Source organism: Rhodococcus sp. ARC_M12, from assembly GCF_022810385.1.
GTDB lineage: Bacteria > Actinomycetota > Actinomycetes > Mycobacteriales > Mycobacteriaceae > Rhodococcoides > Rhodococcoides navarretei.
Map to the genome: position 1 here is coordinate 35,228 of NZ_JALGQI010000017.1, position 21,748 is coordinate 56,975.

The window sequence follows — 21,748 nt, forward strand, 5'->3', positions numbered from 1 at the left end:
CGCCCTCAGGCGAGAGGATCAGGGCTGCGTGGGGTCGAAGTCGTGATCGACGGTGACGTTGCCGAGCGAGTCCGCTGCCGAATCCACCGAACCGTGCAGGCTCGACTCGCTGAACAGGCTCGAGTCGGTCTCGCCCTGACCGAAGACGTCCGAGTCGACGCTCGACCAGCCGCTACCGGACGCCGTCGCCGAGGAATCGAACGAGCTCGACTGCTCGAACGATCCCGACGCAGCGCTGGACAGGCTGCCGCCGGCGTCGATCAGCCCTTCGGCACCCGACTGCAGACCACCGGTGAGGCTGCCCGCGGCCTGGCCGCCGATCTCTGCGGCGGAGTCAAACTCGCCGCCCGCGGAAGCCGCAGCGTCCACACCAGCATCCAAACCCGCACCCACAGTGGACGCGACGCCGCCTCCGACCGAGGCACCGGCGTCCAGCCCGGCACCGACGTTCGAGGCGATCTCTCCACCGACGGAGGTTCCCGCATCGACGACTCCGCCAGCGGTACCTTCGATGCCACCGGCCACCGAACCTGCAGTGTCTGCGACACCTTCGAGTCCTGCGCCTGCCGACGCTGCCGCGTCGATTCCGCCGCTCACAGCGCCGGTGACGGCTCCTTCGAGTCCGGCCCCGGCCGACGCCGCTGCATCGACGCCGCCAGCGACTCCGCCTGCGATACCGCCGCCGAGGCTGCCGAGTCCGGCCAGCCCACCGGTCAGACCGGCACCAGCCTCACCCACACCGGCGAGTCCGCCGGTGACGCCTGCACCCACATTTCCGACAGCCTCCAGGCCACCGGTCAGATCAGCACCCACATTTCCGACAGCCGCGAGACCACCGGTCAGATCGGCACCCACGTTTCCGACAGCCGCGAGACCACCGGTCAGTTCAGAACCCACATTTCCGACAGCCGCGAGACCACCGGTCAGATCAGCACCGACGTTTCCGAGTCCGGCCAGTCCTCCGGTGAGGCCTGCACCCACTCCGCCGAGTCCGCCGAGTGCTGCTTCGACGGTTCCCGAGAGGTCGGCTCCGGCAGCAACCGCGGTGTCGATCGCTCCGACGAGTCCTGCGCTGAGGTCGGCTCCGGCACCGAGTGCGGCTCCGAGGTCGAGGGCTGCGCTGGTGTCGAGTACGGATTCGAGGGCGGTACCGAGCTGGGCTCCGGCTGTTCCACCGACGCCGAACGCCGTTCCGAGGAGGCCTTCGAGGCCGCCGGCAACTCCGCCTTCGAGTCCGCCGACAAGTCCGCCGCCGATTCCTGCGCCGATTCCTGCGCCCGCTCCGATCGCACCGTCGAGTGCGGTATCGAGCGCCGCGGTGAGGCTGCCGATCGCGCTGGTGTCGAGGTCGAGTGCAGTTCCCAGTGCACCGCCGACGACGGCGCCGATGTTGCCGCCTGCGGCCAGCAGGGCGTCGACGTCGAGGTCGGCGAGCGCTCCGGCGTCCAGGACGGCTCCGAGTGCGGTTCCGATGGATCCCGCGATGGCACCGTCTGCTGCGAAGAGTCCGCCGAGGCTGGCTCCGACGCCACCGGCGATGTCGCCGACCAGCGCGCCACCGGCACCGAGTGCTCCGTCCAGTGCTGCACCGACATCGGTGGTGAGATCTGCTCCGACGGTGCCGAGGCCGGCAAGTGCGCCGCCGATGCCCGCGGTCAGAGCGGCACCCAGGTCACCTGCGAGGTCGAGTCCGGCTCCGGCACCGAGGACGGCGTCGAAGGCTCCGCCGAGAGCGGTGCCGAGCTCGGCTCCGACCGTTCCGCCGACGCCGAAGATCGCGCCGAGTGCGCCGGACAGGCCACCCTGGATGTCGGCCAACGCGCCGAGGTCGACGGCACCGGTCGCACCGAGTGCCGCGTCGAGGGCTGCCTGAAGCTGTGCCGCGATGTCTCCGCTGATCTCGCCGCCGATGCCTGCGCCTGCACCGATCAGTCCGGTCAGTGCAGCGCCGAGTCCGACGGTGCCGCCGAGCAGACCGTCGAGATCGAGATCCAGGCCGCCGCCGACGCCCGCGCCTGCACCGATGAGAGCGTCCAGTGCGCCGCCGAATGCGGTGCCGAGCTCGAGTCCGATCTGACCGCCGACGGCCAACGCCGCAGCGAGGGCAGCCTGCAGGGATGCAGCGATCTCACCCGTGACGTCGATTCCACCGGTCAGGCTGCCGCCTGCAGCGAGTCCGCCGCCGGCGACGGCGCCTGCAGCCAGTCCGAGACCGGCCGACAATCCGCCGCCGAGGCTCGCTCCACCGGCGAGTGCGCCGTCGAGGCCTTCCGATCCGCCTGCGCCCAGGATGGCCGAGAGCTGGCTGCCGGCTCCGGCGAACAGTCCCGATTCGGCGACCAGCGGTGCCACGGCGACGATGTCGGCATGGGTGACGTCACCGAGGCCGGCAGCGGCCAACGTCATCTCGGGGTTGGCGCAGTACGCAGCGGCGGCCTGGTCGTCGCGCAGCAGGCTGAGGATGAAATCGAGTACGGCGTTGGTAGCCATCGTGGGTCTCCTTGACGAGTGGTACTTCGTGGTTGATCACAAAGCTATGCATCGCGGAGCCCCCGCCCAACGGGGCCGATCCCCCCAGTCCCCCGGGGGTTGCCAGGGAACTTCGGTTAGGGGATATGGGCCCTTTAGGGGATTTCACTCGTTATGCGCTCTAACCTGCTGTGAGACGTAACGAACAGATAGCTTCTGTCGACAGTGCCAGTGACGGCAGTACGACTGACGGCAGAGCGAGACGAAGGCGGCGACACGACCATGAACGCAGGGCTCGGCATACGTATCGGCTCGGTGACCGCAGTGGCGGCATTGGACACCGATCCCGTCACCTCGGTGGCCAAGCGTTCTGCGCTCGACCTGCGTCCAGGTGCCGCCCCGAGCTTGGCCGAGCTGTGGGACCGTTCGACGCGGCATCTGATCGGTGGGTTCGCCGATCGGGTGGGCGATCCGGTGGAACTGATCGACGACGACGGCCGCAGTCATCGCGCCGAGGACCTCTACGCCACCGCCACTCGCGCACTGGTTGCCGAGGCGTCCGCCGGAACCGAGTCGGCTCCCACCGTCGTCGTCACGCACCCCACTCGCTGGAACGCGTACACCGCCGAGGTTCTCGGTGAGGCATTGGACCGTGCCGGGCTCACCGACGTCACTCTGGTTCCCGAGTCCGTCGCCACGATGCGGTGGCTCGAGGTCACACGCGGACCGCAGGCCGACGGCCTCGCCGTGATCTACGACCTCGGTGCGAGCGCTCTGGACGTCACGCTGATGCGTACCGGCTCCGACGCAGGCGTCATCGGCACCGGTGTCCACTCCCAGGAGTTCGGCGGAGCGCAGTTCGATCACGCGATCATGCAGTACGTCCTCGACACCGTCTCGGGTAGCCAGTCGTTCGAGTTCGACCCTTTCGACCCCGATACCGTCGGCGCACTCGTGGAACTTCGGGCTCGCTGCGGCGAGGCGAAGGAGCAGCTCTCCTACGACACGTCGACGTCGCTGACGGTCGACCTGCCGGGGCTGCACACCGAGGTCCGTCTGGTGCGCTCCGAGCTCGAAGAACTGGTGCGCGCATCGCTACTGGGATCCATCGGAACGGTGCGCGACGCCGTCACGGCCGCGGGCCTCGACGTCACCGATATCGATCAGGTGGTACTCGTCGGCGGTAGCTCGGCCATTCCGCTCGTCGCCGAGCTCATGTCGTCCGAACTGCGGGCACCCGTGGTGGCCGGACCTCGCCCCGAACTGACCGTCGCGGTCGGTGCCGCAATTCTCGGCAGCGATATCGCCGACGCGACGGCCGCCGACAACGCCGCCGCGTTGGCTGCGGTGCCCACCATGGCAGTGGCGTCCGCCGCGGCAGCCGCCCCGACGCCTCGCCCCACTCCCCGCCCCGCACCGACGCCCACCGCCGTCGATTCGGACTCGGGCATGTCCGGTCGCAAGAAGGCAGGCATCGTGGCCGGGTCCGTCGTCGCTCTCGCACTGCTCGCCGGCGGCGGCCTGTCGGTGGGCACGGCGTTGACCTCCGACAACACCGCACCCGCCGAAACCAATGCGGAGACCTCGATCTCGAGCACCGAGACACCGGGAACCACTGCGACGGTGGCGGACGTCGGAGCGACGACGGCGACCACCGGCGAGAACGGCGCTGCGGCAACCGGATCCGAGGGTGCCCCCACCACGGTCGTCAACTCCGATGGCTCCGTGACACAGATCGACCCGGTGACCGGCGCACCGGTTGCGGGAGCCCCCGCCCCGGCCCCGGCACCGGCAGGCAACGGCGCGGCCACCGTGCCGACCATCCCGCCCGCCAATGTCCCGACGGTCCCCAACTACCAGCCACCGGCCGTGCAGGTGCCGCAGGTTCCGCAGGCTCCGAGCGTGCCGGTGCCCAGTTACCAAGGCCCCACCATCGGCGATGTCGGCCGGGGATTGGGCGGCGTGGTCGGTGACACCGGGCAGGCGGTGGGTGGCATCACCGGAGGAGTCACTGACGGGCTCGGCGGAGCCCTCGGCGGTCTGACCGGCCGATAGGTCGCCCGTGACCAGCACCTGCTCCTGGCTCGTCGGCGTCGAGCGCGCCGATCGCTTCGTCCGTGATGCGCTGACCACCAACGGGTTGCACGTGGTCGTCGGAGTGAACGGCTCCGGTCGATCCGCCGTGCTCGACGCGATTGCGGCGTCGGTGGAGGCGTACACGGGCACCATCGCCGACGCGCCGTCCGGCTCTACGGTTCTCGTCGACGACGCGCACCTGTCGCCGGAGCAGCGACTCGACGAGATTGCCGCGGCTGCAACACGATCGGACATGACCCTGATCGTCGCCACCGCGCCGCGCAGTTTCGATTCACGCATCGAGAAGCTGGTCTCCTCTGCCGGTTCCAATCGTCTGACGCTGGTTCCACTGGACAAGGCGGCCGTATCGGTGCGGGCGGCGGCCACGGCCCGGCCCGTGTCGGCGTCGCTCGCCGGTGCCATCGTCAAGTCGACCGGCGGAGTACTCGCCGCCGTCGACGCGGCCCTCGGTGCGCTCGGCGGCGATCGATCCGATCCGGCACCGCTGCGTGCCGTCGCGGAATCCGTTGCTGAACAGCACCGTCGGATGCTGGTCGAGGCCACCGACGACACCCGGGCACTGCTGCTCGCGGCGCGATTCGGCATCACCCCCGACCCCGCGTCGGCCGCGCAGATTGTCGCCCGCGCCAGCGACGTCGAATCCGTCGTCGACCTGGCCCGCAGCTCCGGCATGCTCGACACCGCGGGCACGTTGATCCCGTCCGCCGAGGCCCCTCTGACCGAGGCGATCGGCGAGGGGCGCTGCCGCGTCCTGCTCTCGACCATCACCGACGTCGCCGTCCGATCCCGCCTGCTCGACGCCACCGCCGCACGTGCGTTGGCAGAGCGCAGCGTCGTTCACGCCGGGCTCGCCGATCTCCTTGTCCAGCAAGCCGATTCGGCTCCGGTCGATATCGCCGGTGCCCTGTACGACGCGGCCGTCGACGCGGGCTTCGATTCGTCGGCGCTGGCTGCCCGCAGGTCCGAGGTCGCGGCTGCCACCGGGGATCTGGACGGGGCCGGTCGCTACGCCGATGTGGTTCTCGACAGCGCCGCCGGGTGCGAGGCGACGCATCTGCGGACAGCGGTTCGGGTTTCGGCGTCGATTGCCGCGCAACGTGGAATGGCCTCGCGCAGTGCACAATTGTTCTCCTGGCTCGGCGAGGATCGACTCGGCCCCGACGCGGTGTGGGCCGCCCTCTCCGCCGCGGCCGCCGGTGATCGCAGCGCCGCCGACCGGTCCATGGCTGCCGTGTCCGCTCTCGCACCGACGTCGAGCACCGCGTCGGGCACCCTGCTCGCAACCGGGGTCATCGGGTCGATCGATTCGCGGAGTCCGGCCGCATCCGGTGCCGCTGCGAATTCTCTGATGCGCGCAATAGCGTTGACGGGCACTGTGTCCGATCGCGCGTGCACCCCGGACACTCCCGCTGCGATCGCTGCCCTGCACGCGATGCACTGCGGAGACCTGTCTCGGGTCGATTCCATCGTGACCAGAGCATTGCCCGAGCACCGTCCAGGATCCGAGGCACACACCAGGCTGAGCCTCGTCGGAGCCTGGGCGTCGATGCTTCGGGGAGATACGGCCGATGCTGGGGCAGCGATCGAGGCGTTGCGGATTCCGGCGTCGCACGTACGCAATCAGCTGTTCCTGCAGGCGATTCGGGTGGGACTGGCCCGTCGCTCCGGTGACGCAGGTTCGCTGATCACAGCGTGGACCCAGGCGCAGAACGTGATCGCCGAGTACTCCACCGACCTGTTCGCGCTGCTGCCCCTGGGCGAATTGCTCTTGGCGGCAACCCGTCTCGGCCAGGTCGACCGCGTCGAACATCTGGTGGCACAGGCCACCGACCTACTCGCGGCGCTCGGCGAACCGCCCGTCTGGGCATCGGCGCTGCATTGGTATCAGGTTCAGGCGGCCATCGTGGCGCAGACTCCCGACGCGCTGGTGCCGCATGCCAAGGCTCTTGCCACTGCCGCTCCCACCCACCCGTACAGCGCCGCACTCGCCGCGGCCGGCCGGGCCTGGCTCGGGGTGTTGCAGGGCCGACCCGACGCCACCGACGTGGAGAATTCGGCGCGCACGCTCACCGCATTCGGTCTGCCCTGGGATGGAGCTCGGCTGGCCAGCGAGGCCGCACTGACCGTCACCGACACCGCAACGGCCACCTCCCTGCTGCACATCGCCAGGTCGTTGCGCCAGCCCAGCTCGAGTCAACGCGACACTCAGGGATCGACGCCGCAGCCGACGGGTTCACTGAGCGATCGCGAGGCCGAGGTCGCCGAACTGCTCGTCCTCGGAGTCGCCTATCGCGAGGTCGGCAGTCGGCTCTACATCTCGCCGAAGACCGTCGAACATCACGTGGCCCGCATCAGGCGCAGGCTCGGTGCCGAGTCGAGGTCCGAGCTGATCTCGATGCTGCGCGCCATGGGGTACGGGGCCTCGACCAGCGCAGCCGTCGGCGGTGTAACTGCGCGCGGCCCCGGAGCGACATAACGACCGAGCACCACTCCCGATCCGAGAACAGGTAATTCCCCATGACCGAGCAGCCCGGCAGTGCGAAGATCGGCACCCCGGATGTCGGCCTCTACCTGGACGACGACCGCGCCGTCGCCGCCGTGTCCCATCCGATAGCGCCCGGGCCGTCTCTGCACCTGGCGTCGCTGCACTCGACCGTGCTCAACACACATCCCGACGGCACCGTCTCCCTCGGCGATGCCCCCGATGCCGACTCCGAGGCGTACACACATTTCCTCGACTCCCTCGCCGACGGCGTGGGAGTCACCGGCAGCAAGGGCACCGTCTTCCCCGCCGAGCAACTGACATCGATGGCGCTGCTGTGCCTGCTCACCGAGGTCGCGTCGTCGATCGATCTGCGGCCGTCCGATCTCGCCGCGGCCGCGACCTATCCGGCCCGGTGGACCGCCGAGCAGGTGTTCGCTCTGCGTTCGGCGATGAACGCGCACGGGCTCGCCCACGTCTCGCTGGTAGCCGAGGCGGAGGCGCTGGCCGCCTGGAACGCGTCGGTACGGGCGACACTGGAGAAGAAGGACATTGCTGTCGCCGCAGCGCGCGGCGCTGCCATTCTGGCCGCCGAGTTCCCCGTCGATGCCGTCACCGAACGCTTTGCGGTGGTGAAACCGGCGAGATCCGACCGCCGCCCACTGTTCGCGGCGGCGGCCTTCGCTGCGGCGTTGACCGTCGGTGCCGCGCTCGTCGCACTGCAACTCGGCACGCCGACCGACACCACCGTCCCCACCGTCGACAACGCTCAGGTGGTGCCGCCCACCTCGTCGATCGGCTCCGGGTCGGGTGGCCCGATCGACTTCCCCACCGTCGTCGTCGAGCCGGCCGCCGAGATCGCTCCCGTCGCTTCACTGCCTGCGCCCACCACCACGGCAGAGCCGACCCCGTCCGAAACGTCCGACCGCCCGCGGAGCGAGCCGACCGAGACCGAGATCGACACGCGCCCCGCGATCGAGGCCCCCGAGGACACCGACGCCGCGGAGCCGCCGGTCGTCGCCGAACCGGTCGAACCGGACACGGATCCTCCGTCCGAGGAGCCTGCCGACGAATCCGGCGAGACTCCCGAGTCCGATCCGGCCGGCGAGGAGCCCCCATCCGAACAGGAGTCGGCGGCCCGTAACGGCACACCCTCCGACTCGGCGTCGAACGACCGATCGACAGGGGACACTCCATGAGCGGTGCCGGCCATCTCGGAATCACCGTGGGCAACACCAGGTCCGTCGCGGCCTACCGCGCCTCCGACGGGGACGAACCGACGATTGTCGTTCTACCGACGACCCTGCGATTCGACGAGGACGGCCGCGCCCACCTCGGTGAACCCGCCGACACCGCCCCGTTCACCCGGTTCGTGAATCTCGTGGGCCAACAGGAGGACCTCGAGCCCGACGCCGACGCCTACCGCGCCGAGGACCTCATGGCCAACGCCGCCAACTGCCTCGTCACGATGGCGTCTGCGAAGGCTGGGATCTCGGCCGAGTCGGGCGACACTCCCGTCACGACCATGACCTACCCGACGCGGTGGCCGCGGGAGAGCGTCGCCCTGCTGCGTGACGCCCTCGATCATGCGGGCCTCACCGAGGTCGCGCTGGTGCCCGACGCCAAAGCCGCCAGCGCGTTCGCACAGCCGAGCTCGGCAGCGACGGTCACGGTGGTCGACATCGGCGCTACCGGCACCGACATCTCCACCTACCCGGGAGGTGGGACGGTGCGCACCACCGCCGTCGGTGGAGACGTCTTCACTGATGCACTCTTCGATCACGTGGTGACCGACCGCGAGCACATCGACCTGTCCGACGCGGCAGTCCTGGCCGCACTCGAAGGCGTCGTCGCCTCGTGCGAGGCCGCCAAACAGACCCTGAGCACGGACGAGACCGCCACGATCTCGGTCGATCTCCCCGGTGTCTCGCACTCCACGACGATCACGCGAGACGAGTTCGCCGCCCTGATCGCGCCGGCGTTCCGTGAGCTCGACGTGCCACAGACCGGCACCGTGGTGCTTTCCGGCGGCAGCGCGGCACTCCCGTCGGTGGCAACCGAGATCGCCGAACGCTCGTCCGGCCTGCTCCTCGTTCAACCACTGGCTGCCACCCGCGGCGCACTGCTGCTCGCCGAGATCGACGACGTCGACGGCAACTCTCTTGTGACCGGTGCTGCGCCGGCGGTCACCCGCAACGACGGCACGGAATCCCTCGACACCGACGCCATCCCGGTCGTCGCGCCGATGCCGTCCCTCGCCTTCTCCGAGGCGATCCCGGCGGTCGCTCCGGTGTTCGCCCCCTCCGAACTGCGCTCCCAGCCGATCGAACCGGTCGACGACACCGCGTCGAGCACCGGTCACGTGCCCGACGCCCCGGCGGCAGCCGCATCGGTAGGTGCGAAGAAAGAACGCAGCGAGCGTTCGCGAACCATCGCCACCATCGTGGCCGGCGCAGCGGCAGGCGTGGTGATCGTGCTCGCGATCGCGGCAGTCAGTGGAGTGTTCGGTACTGCTCCCGCCGCGACGCCTCCGACCGTCAGCGATGCCGGCTCGGTGATCGTCACCTCCACTCGCGCGCCGTCCACCACGACCGCCACGCCCGTCGAGCCGGTCGTCGTGCCGGAGGTGGTCGACGAACCGACGAACGCGCCGTACGTCCCGCCCGCACTCCTTCCCGCCCCGCCGCCCGCGCCGGTTCCTGCTCCTCCGCCCGTGGTACCCACCACCACGCCTGTGGTCACCACGCCTCCGGTGACGACCACCCCGGTCGAGACGACGACGACCACGGCTGTCACCACGACGACCGCGGCTACGACCACCACCCCGCCCGAAGAGTCCGATGAGCCCTGAGCTGCGCGAACACTGATTGTGCGCCTCATGCCCTAAGGTGGGTCGCTGATGCCAAGCACCCGATGAAGGGATTTCATGCGTAACACCGGGGCCCTGCGCACCGCAGTGCTGTGTTCGACGGCTTTCGTTCTTCTTGCTTCGTTCTCCGGAACAGCGGCAGCGGATCCTGTCGTCCAGTCAGCCGCCGATCAGCTTCCCCGAGAGCTCGTCGAGGCCGTGCAACGAGATCTGAAGATCTCCCCGCAGGAGTATCTCGATCGTGCTGCCCGCGCTCAGGAACTGTCCGCGTACGCATCGGACTTCCGGGCCAGCCGTCCCGCAGATTTCGCCGGTGCCTGGATCGGACCCGACGGCAATGCCGTTGTCGCCGTCACCTCGCCTGCCGCCGCGCAGGCCGTCGCCAAGGACGGATACGCCACGGCGCAGTCGCCGGTCTCGGCCGACGGACTCGAGAAGTCGCTGGCAGACCTCAACAGTTGGATCGCCGGTCTCCCTCGCGAGATCTCGGAGCAGATCAACGGAGCGGCCATCGACTTCATCGACAACCAGATCGTCATCGATCTGGTGAACAGCCCGATCGGCAGCGCGCTGAATCTGCCGACCCTGCTGGCGAACATCAAGGTCATTCTGTCGCCCGGGGGGAACAAGCCGGTCGACCCGACTCCGATGGGCGGCGACACGTACGTCACCACCACCGGACCCATCGCCGACGCTCCGGCCACCGACATCAGCATCTGCTCGTTCGGCTTCAATGCCGTCGACTCCGCCGGTGAAGGCGTCAATCTCACTGCCGGCCACTGCAATCCCAACAAGGCCACCGGGTCCGGCGGCGCACCGGTCTACCTTCCCGATGCGGCCGACATCGCGCGCAGCACACAGATCGGAACGTTCGACCGATCGAGTCTGGGCGCGGAGGACGGACTGGACTGGTCGGTCATCGCGCTCAACGACACCGGCATGGCGTCGGGACTGGACCGTCCCACCGTCCGTGGAGCCAACGGCAGCACGGTCACCGTCACCGGAACCGCCGCTCCCGTGATCGGAGCACCGGTCTGCAAGTCCGGGCAGTCCTCGTCGTTCACCTGCGGAGTGGTTGCGGCCGATCGCGTCGAGACTCAGCTCTACATGGAGGACGGCACGTCCCGCACCGTTCGCGGATTCGCCAGCACCGCATGCACTCTCGCAGGCGACAGCGGCGGAGCCATCGTCACCGGAACACTCGCACTCGGCATCACCAGCGGATCCAACAGCGGCGGCGCACCCGATTGCAACGAGGCGAACCTCGCGCTTGCGCAGTACGGCGGCACCGCCAGCCTGGGCATTCCCATCGACCAGGTCACCCGCGCAACCGGAGCAACGCTGCGAACCGAGTGAGCCGGGTACGCCGGGAACCACCCACCCCCTATAGTCGTACGACAGGGGTGAAGGGCATCACATCTCGATGCCCAGGGGAGAGGTTTCTATGCGTCGCCGAGCGTGCCGGCTGTCGATCGTCGCTGTTCCGTTTCTACTGACGATGGCCGTATCCGCGCCCACCGCGGTGGCCGATCCGGCACCCGACCCGGTGCTGCCCGCGGCCCTGGCCGACGCTGTGGCCCGCGACCTCGGGCTCGACCCGCAGCAGTATCTCGACCGAGCGGACGCGGCTCGGCGACTGGCCGAATTCATCGCCACCACCGGTTCCGACGCCGTCACGAACGCGTGGCTCGACGAGAACGGGCGTCCGGTGGTCGCGGTGGCCGAGGGACCGACCCACGCCGATGTGGCCGACGCGGCGTCGGCCGGCGGTTTCGAGGTCGAAACCGCTCCCATCGAGATCCCGGCGGCGGTTCTCGACGTCGTCCAGCCTCTGGTGGACCTGCTCCCGTTCGACCCATCACCGATCGCAGGCCCGATTCGCCCGAGTTCGTATCTGGGCGGAGACAGCTTCCTCGCGGGCACGCCTGCCGGCCTCGGTCAGCGATGCTCACTGGGATTCAATGCCGTCGATCCAACCCACGGTTCGGTCAACATCACTGCGGGACACTGCAATCCGAACACCGCAGAAACCGGTTCCGCAGCTCTGACGGGCGCATACCCGATGTACGGCAGTCTCGTCGGATCGAAGTTCGGTTCGTTCTACCGAACCAGCCAGTCGCACAACGACTATGCGTTGATCGACGTCGACGACGCCAACGTCGGCGAATTCGAGAGCAATGCGGTGCGAGTCCCCGGGGCGGCACCCCTGCACGTCACCGGAACAGTGGATCCGATCGTCGGAGCACCGGTCTGCAAGTCCGGATCCAGGACCGGTTTCAGTTGCGGCACAATTCTTTCCACGGGTCAGCACGTCACCCTGGGCGAGAACGTCTTCGATCGCAGCTTTTCCACCTCCATCTGTGCATTGCGCGGAGACAGCGGTGGACCCATCGTCAGCGGCACCCTCGCCGTGGGCATTGCGAGCGCCTCGAATGTGGGCGATCAGCCGTCGTGCGAAATCGCGACGGTGTTCAGCATGCTCCAGGGCCAGCGACCCGAACTGTTCGCCACCCCCATCAACGACGTCCTCGCCGACAACCCCGGTCTGACGATCCGGACCTCTTAGTTCGTGGACTGTCGCAGACGTGACAGCACCGAGTAGCCCACCTTCCGGGCGTGCGCGAACCCGGGCGACAGCTCCCATCGACGCAGCAAACCGACCAGAATCCGGGAACCCCTCGTGCGTGCGGGTACGCCCACCACGGCCAACACGTCGTAGGACGAGGTGGACCAGGACCTCTTGATGTCGTTGACACCGACGCCCAGGTCCAGCACGGTCACGTCGAGTTCGTCGTGCGTCTGCACGAACCATTCCATCATCTGATGCCCGGGTTGATACTTCGCAACCTCGGGATCGTAGTGCGTCAACCACGCTTCGAGCCGCGCCCTCGTACGAACGCAGATCTGATGTGCCCGCCATTGCCCCTGGACACTCACCCCGGAGAGAGCCAATCTCCCGGCCGCTGCCTCACGAGCCAGGAAGTCCTTGGCCGACGCCGAGGCGTCGGCGGGCGATTGCTCCGCAAGGTAGTCGGTACGGTCGGTGCGGTGGGTCGACGCGGCCGCCAGTCGAGAAATGTCTTCCCACCGTCGCTCGAAGTGCTCCGCGTCGCGGACGGTCTCGATCGTGAGGGGAGTTCCGGCCCGCTCGGCCTGACGTCTGTACTTCGCGAGCCGCTTCAGCGAATTTCGCCCCCGCACATGTCCAGCGGTACTTCCCACCGGCACCGCGATCACCGGAACTCGCTCCCTCACGATCGAATCGGAACGCCACCGCGGGTGCGTACCGAGCGCCGCGACGGCAGTCCTGTCGTCGATCATCGAGTCCGCGTAGAACAGCAGACCGCTGCCTTCGACGGCATCCCACAGGGCGTGAGACGACGCGTCGTCCTCGCTGAGCAATTCCGTCGGGACGCCTTGTCCGGCCCCGAGAATCTTCGCAACCTTCAACGGACCCAGCCTGGTCACGAACATCGGAGCCAGAGCCACCAGCCGCATGTCTCGACGTATCTGCACGAAGACGAGCTCACTGCCCGCCGGTCGAGGAGCATTCATCGCATAACTCGGACGGGAAGAGAAGACCGTGCCGACCCGCTCCGCCAGAGCGTCCCACTCATCGCGGAGCTCGTCGGTCAGTTTTCCGTCCATCACCCCGCCAACGGATGTACAGTCGGTTTTCATGGCTTCCACGTTACGGAAAGTTCAGTAGATGCGCGTAAACAAGCGTGTGACCCATTTGCGAAGAAGACGTAGAGGCTCGCTATGACCGACCGAACTCGGTCGGTGACCACAGACAACGCAAAGAGCCCGCACTCTCCACGAGTGCGGGCTCTGCGTGCTGGTAAAGGCTAGTTGGCCCAAGCCGTGGTGCCCGGAGCAGCATTGAGCGTGTTGAGCAGGTCGATACCGGCTACGACGAGCGTGGGTCCGCCGGCCGCGATGGTTCCGACGATTCCGCCGATGGTTGCGAACAGGGGCACGGTTGCAAGACCCGGGAGCCCGCCTGCAAGGAACCCAATTGCACCAATACCGAAACCGATCGCAGTACCGGTGAACCCGCCGACTGCCGTAGCGATTCCGAGCTGCGACGAGAAGTTCTGCTGCGCCTTGAGGTTCTCCTCAGGCGAGGCGACGGTGGTTGCGCCGATGCTGCGCGAGTTGGCCGATGCCTTGGTGAAGTCGAGGTTCGGAACCAGACGCAGTGTCTTGCCGTTGTCGTCGACGTTCTGCTCGTACGGGAAGTTCAGTCCGCCGAGGTTGAACGACAGCGGAAGCGTCACGAGGGTGTTGTCGGCGGCGTCGAGGACGTCGACCGTCTTGCCGTCGTCGGCGACCTTGAAGACTCCTGCATCGATCGTGGTGACGATCGTGCGATCTTCGAGGTCGACGGTGTAGTTGGTGTCGCCGGGGGTCGCCTGCTCAGTAGGGGCCTGCGCGTATGCGGTTCCGCTGGCCAGGCCCATCGCGACTGCGACGAAGGCCGATGTGACGACCAGTTTGCTGAGTTTCATGTAGAGCTGTTCCGTTTCTGTGATGTGCACGCTCGACGGTCCACCCAGACCCGTGAGCTCAAAGCCACCCCGATGACCCTTTTGCGACGTTCGATGCGACCGAAGTGTAGCGCACGAATCGGACCGTTCGTTGTCCTTTTGACACTGTCCCGAAACCCATTCGTTGTCAGCGGTCACAACATTACGATTCTTGCAGCGCAGCGGGCATGTCTCCCTATCCGGCGGGCATCGCAGTTCGTTCGTCCGAATGACGGGCAGATGCCCCGCGAAAAGCCGGCCCAACGGCTCACGCCCAGGGCAGCATTTCGGTTAAGTAAGGACTGCCTTCTCGACAACCCCCGAGGGCCCTACGCCTAACGTGATCCGGGAGACAACCTACTGACGAGTTCAGCCCACCCGTCGGACGGCCTCATTTCGACGCCCACCAGCGCCGCTCCACGTGATCGGTGTTAAGTTACCCGTCAGTACGAAAGAATTGCTACTGGCGAGTAACATGGACCGTCATATGCTCGACGGGCTGAACCCGCGGCAGCCCTTCCAGCTGCCACCTGAACGAAAGGCCGCGACATGAACGCCCTGACGATCACGTTGGGCACAGTCGGTGCTCTGCTCAGCCTCGTATGTTGGTACGTCTTCATTCGCGGCGCTCTGCGGATGTTCAACATCGTGCGCATCGGCCAGCCGGCACCCGACCGCTGGCGACCGATAGTCCCTCGCTTCAAGCAGATGGTCGTCGAGTTCCTGCTCCACACCAAGATGGTCAAGTTCCGTACCGTCGGCTGGTCGCACTGGCTGGTGATGGTCGGGTTCATGTTCGGTTCCATCGTCTGGTTCGAGGCGTACGGCCAGACGTTCAACCCCGAGTTCCATTGGCCGATCTTCGGCGACACGGCGGTCTACCACTTCCTCGAGGAGATCCTCGCTCTCGGCACGGTCATCGGCATCATCACGCTGATCGTCATTCGCCAGCTCAACCACCCACGGAAGCCCGAGCGTCAGTCGCGCTTCGCAGGCTCCGGGTTCAAGGCCGCCTACTTCGTCGAGGCCGTTGTGCTCATCGAGGGCCTGGGCATGCTGATGGTGAAGTCCGGCAAGATCGCCACCTACGGCGACGGCAGCCTCATCTACGACTTCGCCACCGTCCACATCGCCACCCTGCTGCCCGCCAGCCCCGAGATGGTGTCGGTGTTCGCGTTCGTCAAGCTGATGTCCGGCATGGTGTGGCTCTACATCGTCGGTACCCGCATCAACTGGGGAATCGCGTGGCACCGCTTCTCGGCGTTCCCCAACATCTACTTCAAGCGCATGGACGACGGCACCGTCGCCCTCGGCCCGGCCAAGCCCATGATGTCCGGCGGCAAGGTCCTCGAGATGGAAGAGGCCGACCCCGACGTCGACGCGTTCGGCGCAGGCAAGATCGAGGATTTCAGCTGGAAGGGCTGGCTCGATTTCAGTACCTGCACCGAATGCGGACGCTGCCAGTCGCAGTGCCCCGCCTGGAACACCGGCAAGCCCCTCTCCCCCAAGCTGCTGATCATGTCGCTGCGCGACCACAGCCACGCCAAGGCTCCGTACCTGCTGGCCGGCGGCAAGAAGGACATGGCCGGTGACGAGGTCGGACTCGTCGATTCCGAGGGCAACGTCGACCAGAAGGCGCTCGACGCCATCCCGCAGAACGCTCGCGACGAGGCCGATCGCAAGCTCGTCGCCGACGCCATCGAGGGCGGCATCATCGATCCCGAGGTGCTGTGGAGCTGCACCACCTGTGGTGCCTGCGTCGAGCAGTGCCCGGTGGACATCGAGCACGTCGACCACATCATCGACATGCGCCGCTACCAGGTGCTGATCGAATCGGAGTTCCCGTCCGAGCTCGCAGGTCTGTTCAAGAACCTGGAGAACAAGGGCAACCCCTGGGGCCAGAACTCCAAGGACCGGCTCAACTGGATCAACGAGATGGACTTCGACATCCCGGTCTTCGGCCAGGACGCCGATTCGTTCCAGGACTACGAATACCTCTTCTGGGTCGGCTGTGCCGGTGCCTACGAGGACCGCGCGAAGAAGACCACCAAGGCCGTCGCCGAGCTGCTCGCGACCGCAGGCGTGAAGTTCATGGTGCTCGGCGCAGACGAGACCTGCACCGGCGACTCGGCTCGCCGCGCAGGCAACGAGTTCCTGTTCCAGCAGCTCGCGATGCAGAACATCGAAACGCTGAACAACGTGTTCGACGGCGTCGAACAGAGCAAGCGCAAGATCGTCGTCACCTGCGCCCACTGCTTCAACGCGCTCGGTAACGAGTACCCGCAGGTCGGCGGCGACTACGACGTGGTGCACCACACGCAGCTGCTCAACCGCCTCGTGCGGCAGAAGAAGCTGATCCCGGTGGCCTCGGTCAGCCAGGACATCACGTACCACGACCCGTGCTACCTCGGCCGGCACAACAAGGTGTACGACGCTCCGCGCGAGCTCATGGCCGCGTCGGGCTCCAACCTCAAGGAGATGCCGCGTCACGGTGAGCGGTCCATGTGCTGTGGTGCCGGTGGCGCTCGCATGTGGATGGAAGAGAACATCGGCAAGCGCATCAATATCGACCGGGTCGACGAGGCGCTGGCAACCAACCCGAAGAAGATCGCCACGGGCTGCCCGTTCTGCCGCGTGATGCTCACCGACGGTGTCACCGCACGTCAGGAAGGCGGCGCACACGAGGGCGTCGAGGTCGTCGATGTCGCGCAGCTGATGCTCGAGTCGATCACCCGTGTGGAATCCTCGGTACTCGGCGAGAACATCAAGGTCATCCCCCGCGAGCGCACTCCCGAGGAGAAGCTGGCCACCGAGAACGCTGCCGAGGTCGAAGAGGCCGAGCGCATCGCACCCGTCGAAGAGCCTGCCGAGGCGAAGACCGCTCCGGCAGCTCCCGCTCCGAAGGCCGGCGGCGGACTGAAGATGAAGGGTCTGGCCAAGGCTCCGGGAGCCAAGGCACCCGGTTCGGCTGGAGCCACCGACCAAGCCGACACTGCCGAGGCCGAGGCAGCCCCGAAGCCCAAGGGACTCGGAATGGCCGGCGGCAAGGCACCCGGCGGCAAGGGTCTGCAGATGAAGGGCAAGGCACCCGGCGCGAAGGCGGCTGCACCTGCACCTGCCGACACTCCCGCCGAAGCTCCGTCTGCCGAGACCACCGAGGCCTCGGAATCGACTCCGTCCGTCAAGCCCAAGGGTCTGGCAGTGAAGTCGGGATTCAAGAAGCCGGGAGCCAAGGCACCGGGTAAGCCTGCCGAGGCCGATGCGGCTCCGGCATCTACCCCGGAGACAAGCCAGTCTGCCGAATCAGACTCTGCTGCAAGCGAATCCAAGCCGACCGTCCAGCCCAAGGGCCTGGCCGTGAAGTCCGGATTCAAGAAGCCGGGAGCCAAGGCACCGGGTAAGCCTGCTGCTGGGGCACCGGCGTCCGAGGCTCCTGCTGCTGAGGCACCGGCCGCCGAGGCCACGGCGTCCGAGGCACCTGCCACCGAGGCTGCAGCGGAATCCAAGCCGACCGTCCAGCCGAAGGGTCTGGCCGTCAAGTCCGGATTCAAGAAGCCGGGTGCACGCACTCCCGGTGCGCCCGCTGCTGCATCTGCGGCGACACCGGCCGAGCCGAAGAACGCAGAGCCCGAGAAGGCCGAGCCGGCTCCGGAAGCCGATGCACCTGCCGAGGCCCCGAAGTCCGAGGCACCGGAAGCAGAGGCACCGGCAGCCGAGGCACCGAAGGCTGAGGCGTCGGACACTGCGGGTGAAGCCGACGATCGCACTCCACCCAAGCCGAAGGCCGGTGGACTCGGATTCGCTCCGGGAGCCAAGGTTCCGGGTCGCCGGAAGTAACCTCACACCCTATTTACCGACTGCGCGCCCCCGCTCACGTCAGAGCAGGGGCGCGCAGTCGTCAGTAGGGGTGTGAGGTCCCCGGCTCGAGTTATCCACAGGCAACGAGTTATCCACAATCGGACACTTGGGGCTTGCCGAAAGCGATTGCGCCCGAGAGCATTTCTTCATGACCCGCATCGTCTCGCGATCCGACGCTCTCTCCCGCGGAATTTCCGACGCAGAGTTGCAGCGCTACTGCCGAACGCGAGCGTGGCGTCGACTCCGTCCCGGAAGGTTCGTCAGCAAAGACGAATTCGACGCACTGCCGAGGGAAGACAAGCATCGGGTCATCGCGGAGGCTGTGTTCGACGCAACCACCTCACCCGACGCAGTCGTCAGCCATGTGAGTGCGGCCGTCTTCCACGGTCTCGACGTATGGAATGCCGACCTGAGCCGAGTGCACATCACGCGCAATCGTGCCCGCGGCGGCGGCCGTAGCAGCGCCGTTCGAGCACTGCACACCTCGCCGTACACCGACGAAGAAGTTGTGGACTTCGACGGCGTGCGAATCACGGCTCTGGCGCGCACCGTTGCCGATTGTGCCCGCTCACTCCCGTTCGAGACGGCCGTCTGTATCGCGGACTTCGCTGCCAGAACCCGCGGACTCACCACCGAAGATGTTCTCGCGGCACTGGATTCGTGCCCGAACCACCCGGGCAATCGGATTGCCCGCCGAGTCGCGGACTTCATGGACGGCCGGTCCGAGAGTGTCGGGGAATCCCGCGCCCGAGTAGTGCTGCATCAGCTGGGCTACACCCCACAGCTGCAGGTACCGATCACAGATTCCCGTGGCCTCGCCGGGCGCGTGGATTTCGATCTGCCCGACATCGAGACCGTGCTGGAATTCGACGGCAGGGTGAAGTACGGACGCTACGTGCCCGAGGGGAAGTCTGCGGCCGATGTGTTGTGGGACGAGAAGCGTCGCGAGGATCGCATTCGCGCCACCGGACGCCAGGTGGTGCGAATCGCCTGGTCTGACCTCGAGCACCCCGAACTCGTTGATCGAATGATCCGCGATGCTGCCGACAGAGCCATGCGGCGCAACCGCGCGACCTTTCTACCGACTGCGCGCCCGTCGTCGCGTCGAAAGACAGGCGCGCACCCTGCACAAGCAGTGTGAGGTTGCCTCCGACCCCCTCGGAAGTAGCGGAATCGGACATCGTGAGTATGGTCGGAATCGCACGGCGTACCCGAGAAGTAGGAGCAGGCATGACCGACGACGCGGACAAGCTCTTTCGCCGCTACGACGAGTGGTGGACGGCTCTGCCACCGGACGACCGAGCGCACGTCGAACAATGCTGCGAGTCCGGCCGCACCGACGAGCGCCTCTGCGCCCTCATCCGCGAACACAACGGCCCGTCCAAGGCAGCGTTCGAGGCGGGCAGCAAATTGTCGGAGGGCAACAGCAAATACTGCGCTATCCCCAGCGCGCTACTCGAGTTCCTCGAAGCGAAACGGGCGCACCCACCGCTCAGCTAGCGGGACGCCACAGCTGCAGCTCGGGGATTCCGGGCGGCGTGAATCCCATGACCTGGCCGTAGAAGGACAGTTCGGATTCTCGCGCGTTCACCTGCGTCTCCAGTTTGCGGAATCCATGCGACTCGCCCGCGTAAGCCAGGTAGGCATGCGGTATTCCCTTCTCCACCATCGCATCTCGGAACCGCTCGGCCTGTGACGGCGGCACGATCGGATCGTCCAGCCCCTGCAACAACAGCACCGGGCAGGACAGTCCGTCGACGTTGTTGACCGGAGCGCGGGTGCGATACAGGTCGATGGCCTCGGGCAGCGGTCCGATGAGACCGTCGATGTAGCGGGACTCGAAGTCGTGGGTCTCGGCAACGAACAGCTCCAGCTCGGCGACACCGAAGTACGATGCACCGCAAGCGAATACGTCGGAGGATGTCAGCGCGGCCAGGACCGTCCACCCACCTGCGGATCCGCCTTCGATGGCCAACCGGTGCGGGTCGGCGAGTCCGCTGTCGGCCAACCCTTGCACCGCGGCAATGGTGTCTTCGACGTCGACCACTCCCCACTGCCCGCGCAGCCGGTTGCGGTATTCGCGGCCATATCCACTGGACCCGCCGTAGTTCACATCGACGACGCCGATGCCGCGGCTGGTGAAGTAGGCGAACAACGGATTGAGACCTGGTGCCACATGCGCCGTCGGACCGCCGTGGACGAAGGCGACATACGGCGGGAGTTCGCCGTCGAGCCCTTCGTAGGATGGGTTGCGCGGCGCATAGGCGATGGCGTGCACCTCACGATTCGGTCCATGGAACGTCACCTGACGCCCCTCCGGCAAGTACGCAGCGTCGGGAACGGACTCGAAACCCGAACGCACAGCGGTCAATTCGCGAGATTCGAGGTCGAGGGTGAACAACCCGGCTGCAACGTGCGCTCCGCCGCACTTGATCAACACTGTCGAGCCGGAACGCCCACCGAGGCCCACCGACGTCACCCCGTCGAGCGCGATGTCGTCCAGCTCCCCGGACACTGGATCGAGGATCGCCAATGTGTCGGTGCCGACGGTCCGCGCGGTGAGTAGCGTCCCGTCGTCGAGCACGGAATACCAGCTCGATCCCAGCCGCCACAGCGGAGCCCCGAAGTCGGCGTCGAGCGCCCGAAGCGGTGTGACCGACCCGTCGAGCGTGACCGAATACAGGTTCCACCAACCACTTCGGTCGCTGATGGCGTACAGCGATTCGTTGTCGATCCATTCCGGCTGCAACACCGATTCCTCGGTCGAACCGAGCAGCACCGTCCATGCGCCGGGATCGGCGAGCGACGCTACGCGCAGTTCTGTTCCGTCCCATGGCATCTGCGGGTGGTTCCAGGCCATCCAGGCGATGCGGGTGCCGTCGGGTGACAGTCTCGGGAACGCAAGGAAGTCCGAGCCCGCCACCAACGAGCGCACTCCGCCGCCGCCGAGATCGATGGCCACGATGTCTCGGGACACCGCGCCCGCGTCGTGCATCTCGCGAACTGCGATGACGTCGGTGCCGACCACCGAGAGATCGGCGTACCGGATGCTCGACGCCACAGCCGGTTTCGGAGTCAGCGGCACGGGTGCGCCGCCGGGGGTGAGTCGGTAGACGCGTTGATCGGAGAACTCGGCGAACACCAGGTCGCCGTCTGCCGTTGCGGTCCAGGCTCCCCCGCCGTATTCGTGTACGCGGGTGCGGGCGTTGAACGGTGCGGGAAGGATGGGCTGCACCTCTCCGTCGACATGGCGGCAGATCGCTGTTCGGCCCTGTTCGGCGGGCCGCAGTTCCGACCACCAGATCTCGCTGCCGACGAAGCAACCACCGTCGACGGGGTGGCCCGCAGACGACAGATCTGCTGCGGTGATGGGCGAGGGCCAGGATCCGTAGGCGAGAGCAGTCACGGGTTCCACCCTAGTGAACTGACGTGCATGTAACGCGG

General features: G+C 67.1%; 13 protein-coding genes. 9 read left to right on the top strand and 4 right to left on the bottom strand.

The window, feature by feature from the left end; translation table 11 throughout:
- Positions 1-18: 18 nt before the first annotated feature.
- Positions 19-2,490, bottom strand: coding sequence for an IniB N-terminal domain-containing protein (locus tag MTX35_RS25780; RefSeq protein WP_279396142.1), 2,472 nt, complete (start codon positions 2,488-2,490; stop codon positions 19-21).
- Between the two features lie 210 nt (positions 2,491-2,700).
- Here MTX35_RS25780 and MTX35_RS20360 point away from each other — a divergent pair, with 210 nt between their 5' ends.
- The 6 genes from MTX35_RS20360 to MTX35_RS20385 all read left to right on the top strand — a co-directional run bounded on the left by MTX35_RS20360 (position 2,701) and on the right by MTX35_RS20385 (position 12,483).
- A complete protein-coding gene (locus tag MTX35_RS20360; RefSeq protein WP_243596705.1) occupies positions 2,701-4,524 on the top strand; it encodes an Hsp70 family protein in 1,824 nt (607 codons plus the stop codon).
- A gap of 7 nt (positions 4,525-4,531) precedes the next feature.
- The gene (locus tag MTX35_RS26085; RefSeq protein WP_243596706.1) at positions 4,532-7,042 is read left to right on the top strand and encodes a helix-turn-helix transcriptional regulator; all 2,511 of its coding nucleotides are present in this window, start codon (positions 4,532-4,534) and stop codon (positions 7,040-7,042) included.
- Between the two features lie 41 nt (positions 7,043-7,083).
- Entirely contained in the window at positions 7,084-8,247 is a 1,164-nt protein-coding gene (locus MTX35_RS20370; RefSeq protein WP_243596707.1) for a hypothetical protein, read from the top strand.
- The gene (locus tag MTX35_RS20375) at positions 8,244-9,899 is read left to right on the top strand and encodes an Hsp70 family protein (RefSeq protein WP_243596708.1); all 1,656 of its coding nucleotides are present in this window, start codon (positions 8,244-8,246) and stop codon (positions 9,897-9,899) included. Before MTX35_RS20370 ends, MTX35_RS20375 begins: the two co-directional genes overlap by 4 nt.
- Before the next feature lie 75 nt (positions 9,900-9,974).
- Positions 9,975-11,273, top strand: coding sequence for a S1 family peptidase (locus MTX35_RS20380; RefSeq protein ID WP_243596709.1), 1,299 nt, complete (start codon positions 9,975-9,977; stop codon positions 11,271-11,273).
- An 88-nt stretch (positions 11,274-11,361) separates the two neighbouring features.
- Complete coding sequence (locus MTX35_RS20385; protein ID WP_243596710.1) at positions 11,362-12,483, top strand: S1 family peptidase; 1,122 nt, start codon at positions 11,362-11,364, stop codon at positions 12,481-12,483.
- Here the strand turns inward: MTX35_RS20385 and MTX35_RS20390 are convergent.
- Complete coding sequence (locus tag MTX35_RS20390; RefSeq protein WP_243596711.1) at positions 12,480-13,598, bottom strand: GNAT family N-acetyltransferase; 1,119 nt, start codon at positions 13,596-13,598, stop codon at positions 12,480-12,482. The genes MTX35_RS20385 and MTX35_RS20390 overlap by 4 nt on opposite strands.
- A 167-nt stretch (positions 13,599-13,765) precedes the next feature.
- Complete coding sequence (locus MTX35_RS20395; RefSeq protein ID WP_243596712.1) at positions 13,766-14,428, bottom strand: ammonium transporter; 663 nt, start codon at positions 14,426-14,428, stop codon at positions 13,766-13,768.
- Positions 14,429-14,995: 567 nt separating this feature from the next.
- Between MTX35_RS20395 and MTX35_RS20400 the strand changes: the two genes are divergently transcribed.
- The 3 genes from MTX35_RS20400 to MTX35_RS20410 all read left to right on the top strand — a co-directional run bounded on the left by MTX35_RS20400 (position 14,996) and on the right by MTX35_RS20410 (position 19,804).
- The gene (locus MTX35_RS20400) at positions 14,996-18,283 is read left to right on the top strand and encodes a (Fe-S)-binding protein (RefSeq protein ID WP_243596713.1); all 3,288 of its coding nucleotides are present in this window, start codon (positions 14,996-14,998) and stop codon (positions 18,281-18,283) included.
- A gap of 169 nt (positions 18,284-18,452) precedes the next feature.
- Complete coding sequence (locus tag MTX35_RS20405; RefSeq protein WP_243596714.1) at positions 18,453-19,445, top strand: hypothetical protein; 993 nt, start codon at positions 18,453-18,455, stop codon at positions 19,443-19,445.
- An 89-nt stretch (positions 19,446-19,534) separates the two neighbouring features.
- The gene (locus tag MTX35_RS20410; RefSeq protein ID WP_243596715.1) at positions 19,535-19,804 is read left to right on the top strand and encodes a hypothetical protein; all 270 of its coding nucleotides are present in this window, start codon (positions 19,535-19,537) and stop codon (positions 19,802-19,804) included.
- On the opposite strand, the gene MTX35_RS20415 is transcribed toward MTX35_RS20410, so the two are convergent.
- On the bottom strand, positions 19,797-21,710 hold the full coding sequence (locus MTX35_RS20415; RefSeq protein WP_243596716.1) for a prolyl oligopeptidase family serine peptidase: 1,914 nt from the start codon (positions 21,708-21,710) through the stop codon (positions 19,797-19,799). The genes MTX35_RS20410 and MTX35_RS20415 overlap by 8 nt on opposite strands.
- Positions 21,711-21,748 lie beyond the last annotated feature (38 nt).

Bases quoted from the DNA above. Each gene is read 5' to 3' on its own strand.
- MTX35_RS20370 (WP_243596707.1), top strand. From the start codon at position 7,084: ATGACCGAGCAGCCCGGCAGTGCGAAGATCGGCACCCCGGATGTCGGC.
- MTX35_RS20405 (WP_243596714.1), top strand. From the start codon at position 18,453: ATGACCCGCATCGTCTCGCGATCCGACGCTCTCTCCCGCGGAATTTCC.
- MTX35_RS20400 (WP_243596713.1), top strand. From the start codon at position 14,996: ATGAACGCCCTGACGATCACGTTGGGCACAGTCGGTGCTCTGCTCAGC.
- MTX35_RS20385 (WP_243596710.1), top strand. From the start codon at position 11,362: ATGCGTCGCCGAGCGTGCCGGCTGTCGATCGTCGCTGTTCCGTTTCTA.
- MTX35_RS20390 (WP_243596711.1), bottom strand. From the start codon at position 13,598: ATGAAAACCGACTGTACATCCGTTGGCGGGGTGATGGACGGAAAACTG.
- MTX35_RS20380 (WP_243596709.1), top strand. From the start codon at position 9,975: ATGCGTAACACCGGGGCCCTGCGCACCGCAGTGCTGTGTTCGACGGCT.
- MTX35_RS25780 (WP_279396142.1), bottom strand. From the start codon at position 2,490: ATGGCTACCAACGCCGTACTCGATTTCATCCTCAGCCTGCTGCGCGAC.
- MTX35_RS20395 (WP_243596712.1), bottom strand. From the start codon at position 14,428: ATGAAACTCAGCAAACTGGTCGTCACATCGGCCTTCGTCGCAGTCGCG.
- MTX35_RS20375 (WP_243596708.1), top strand. From the start codon at position 8,244: ATGAGCGGTGCCGGCCATCTCGGAATCACCGTGGGCAACACCAGGTCC.
- MTX35_RS20410 (WP_243596715.1), top strand. From the start codon at position 19,535: ATGACCGACGACGCGGACAAGCTCTTTCGCCGCTACGACGAGTGGTGG.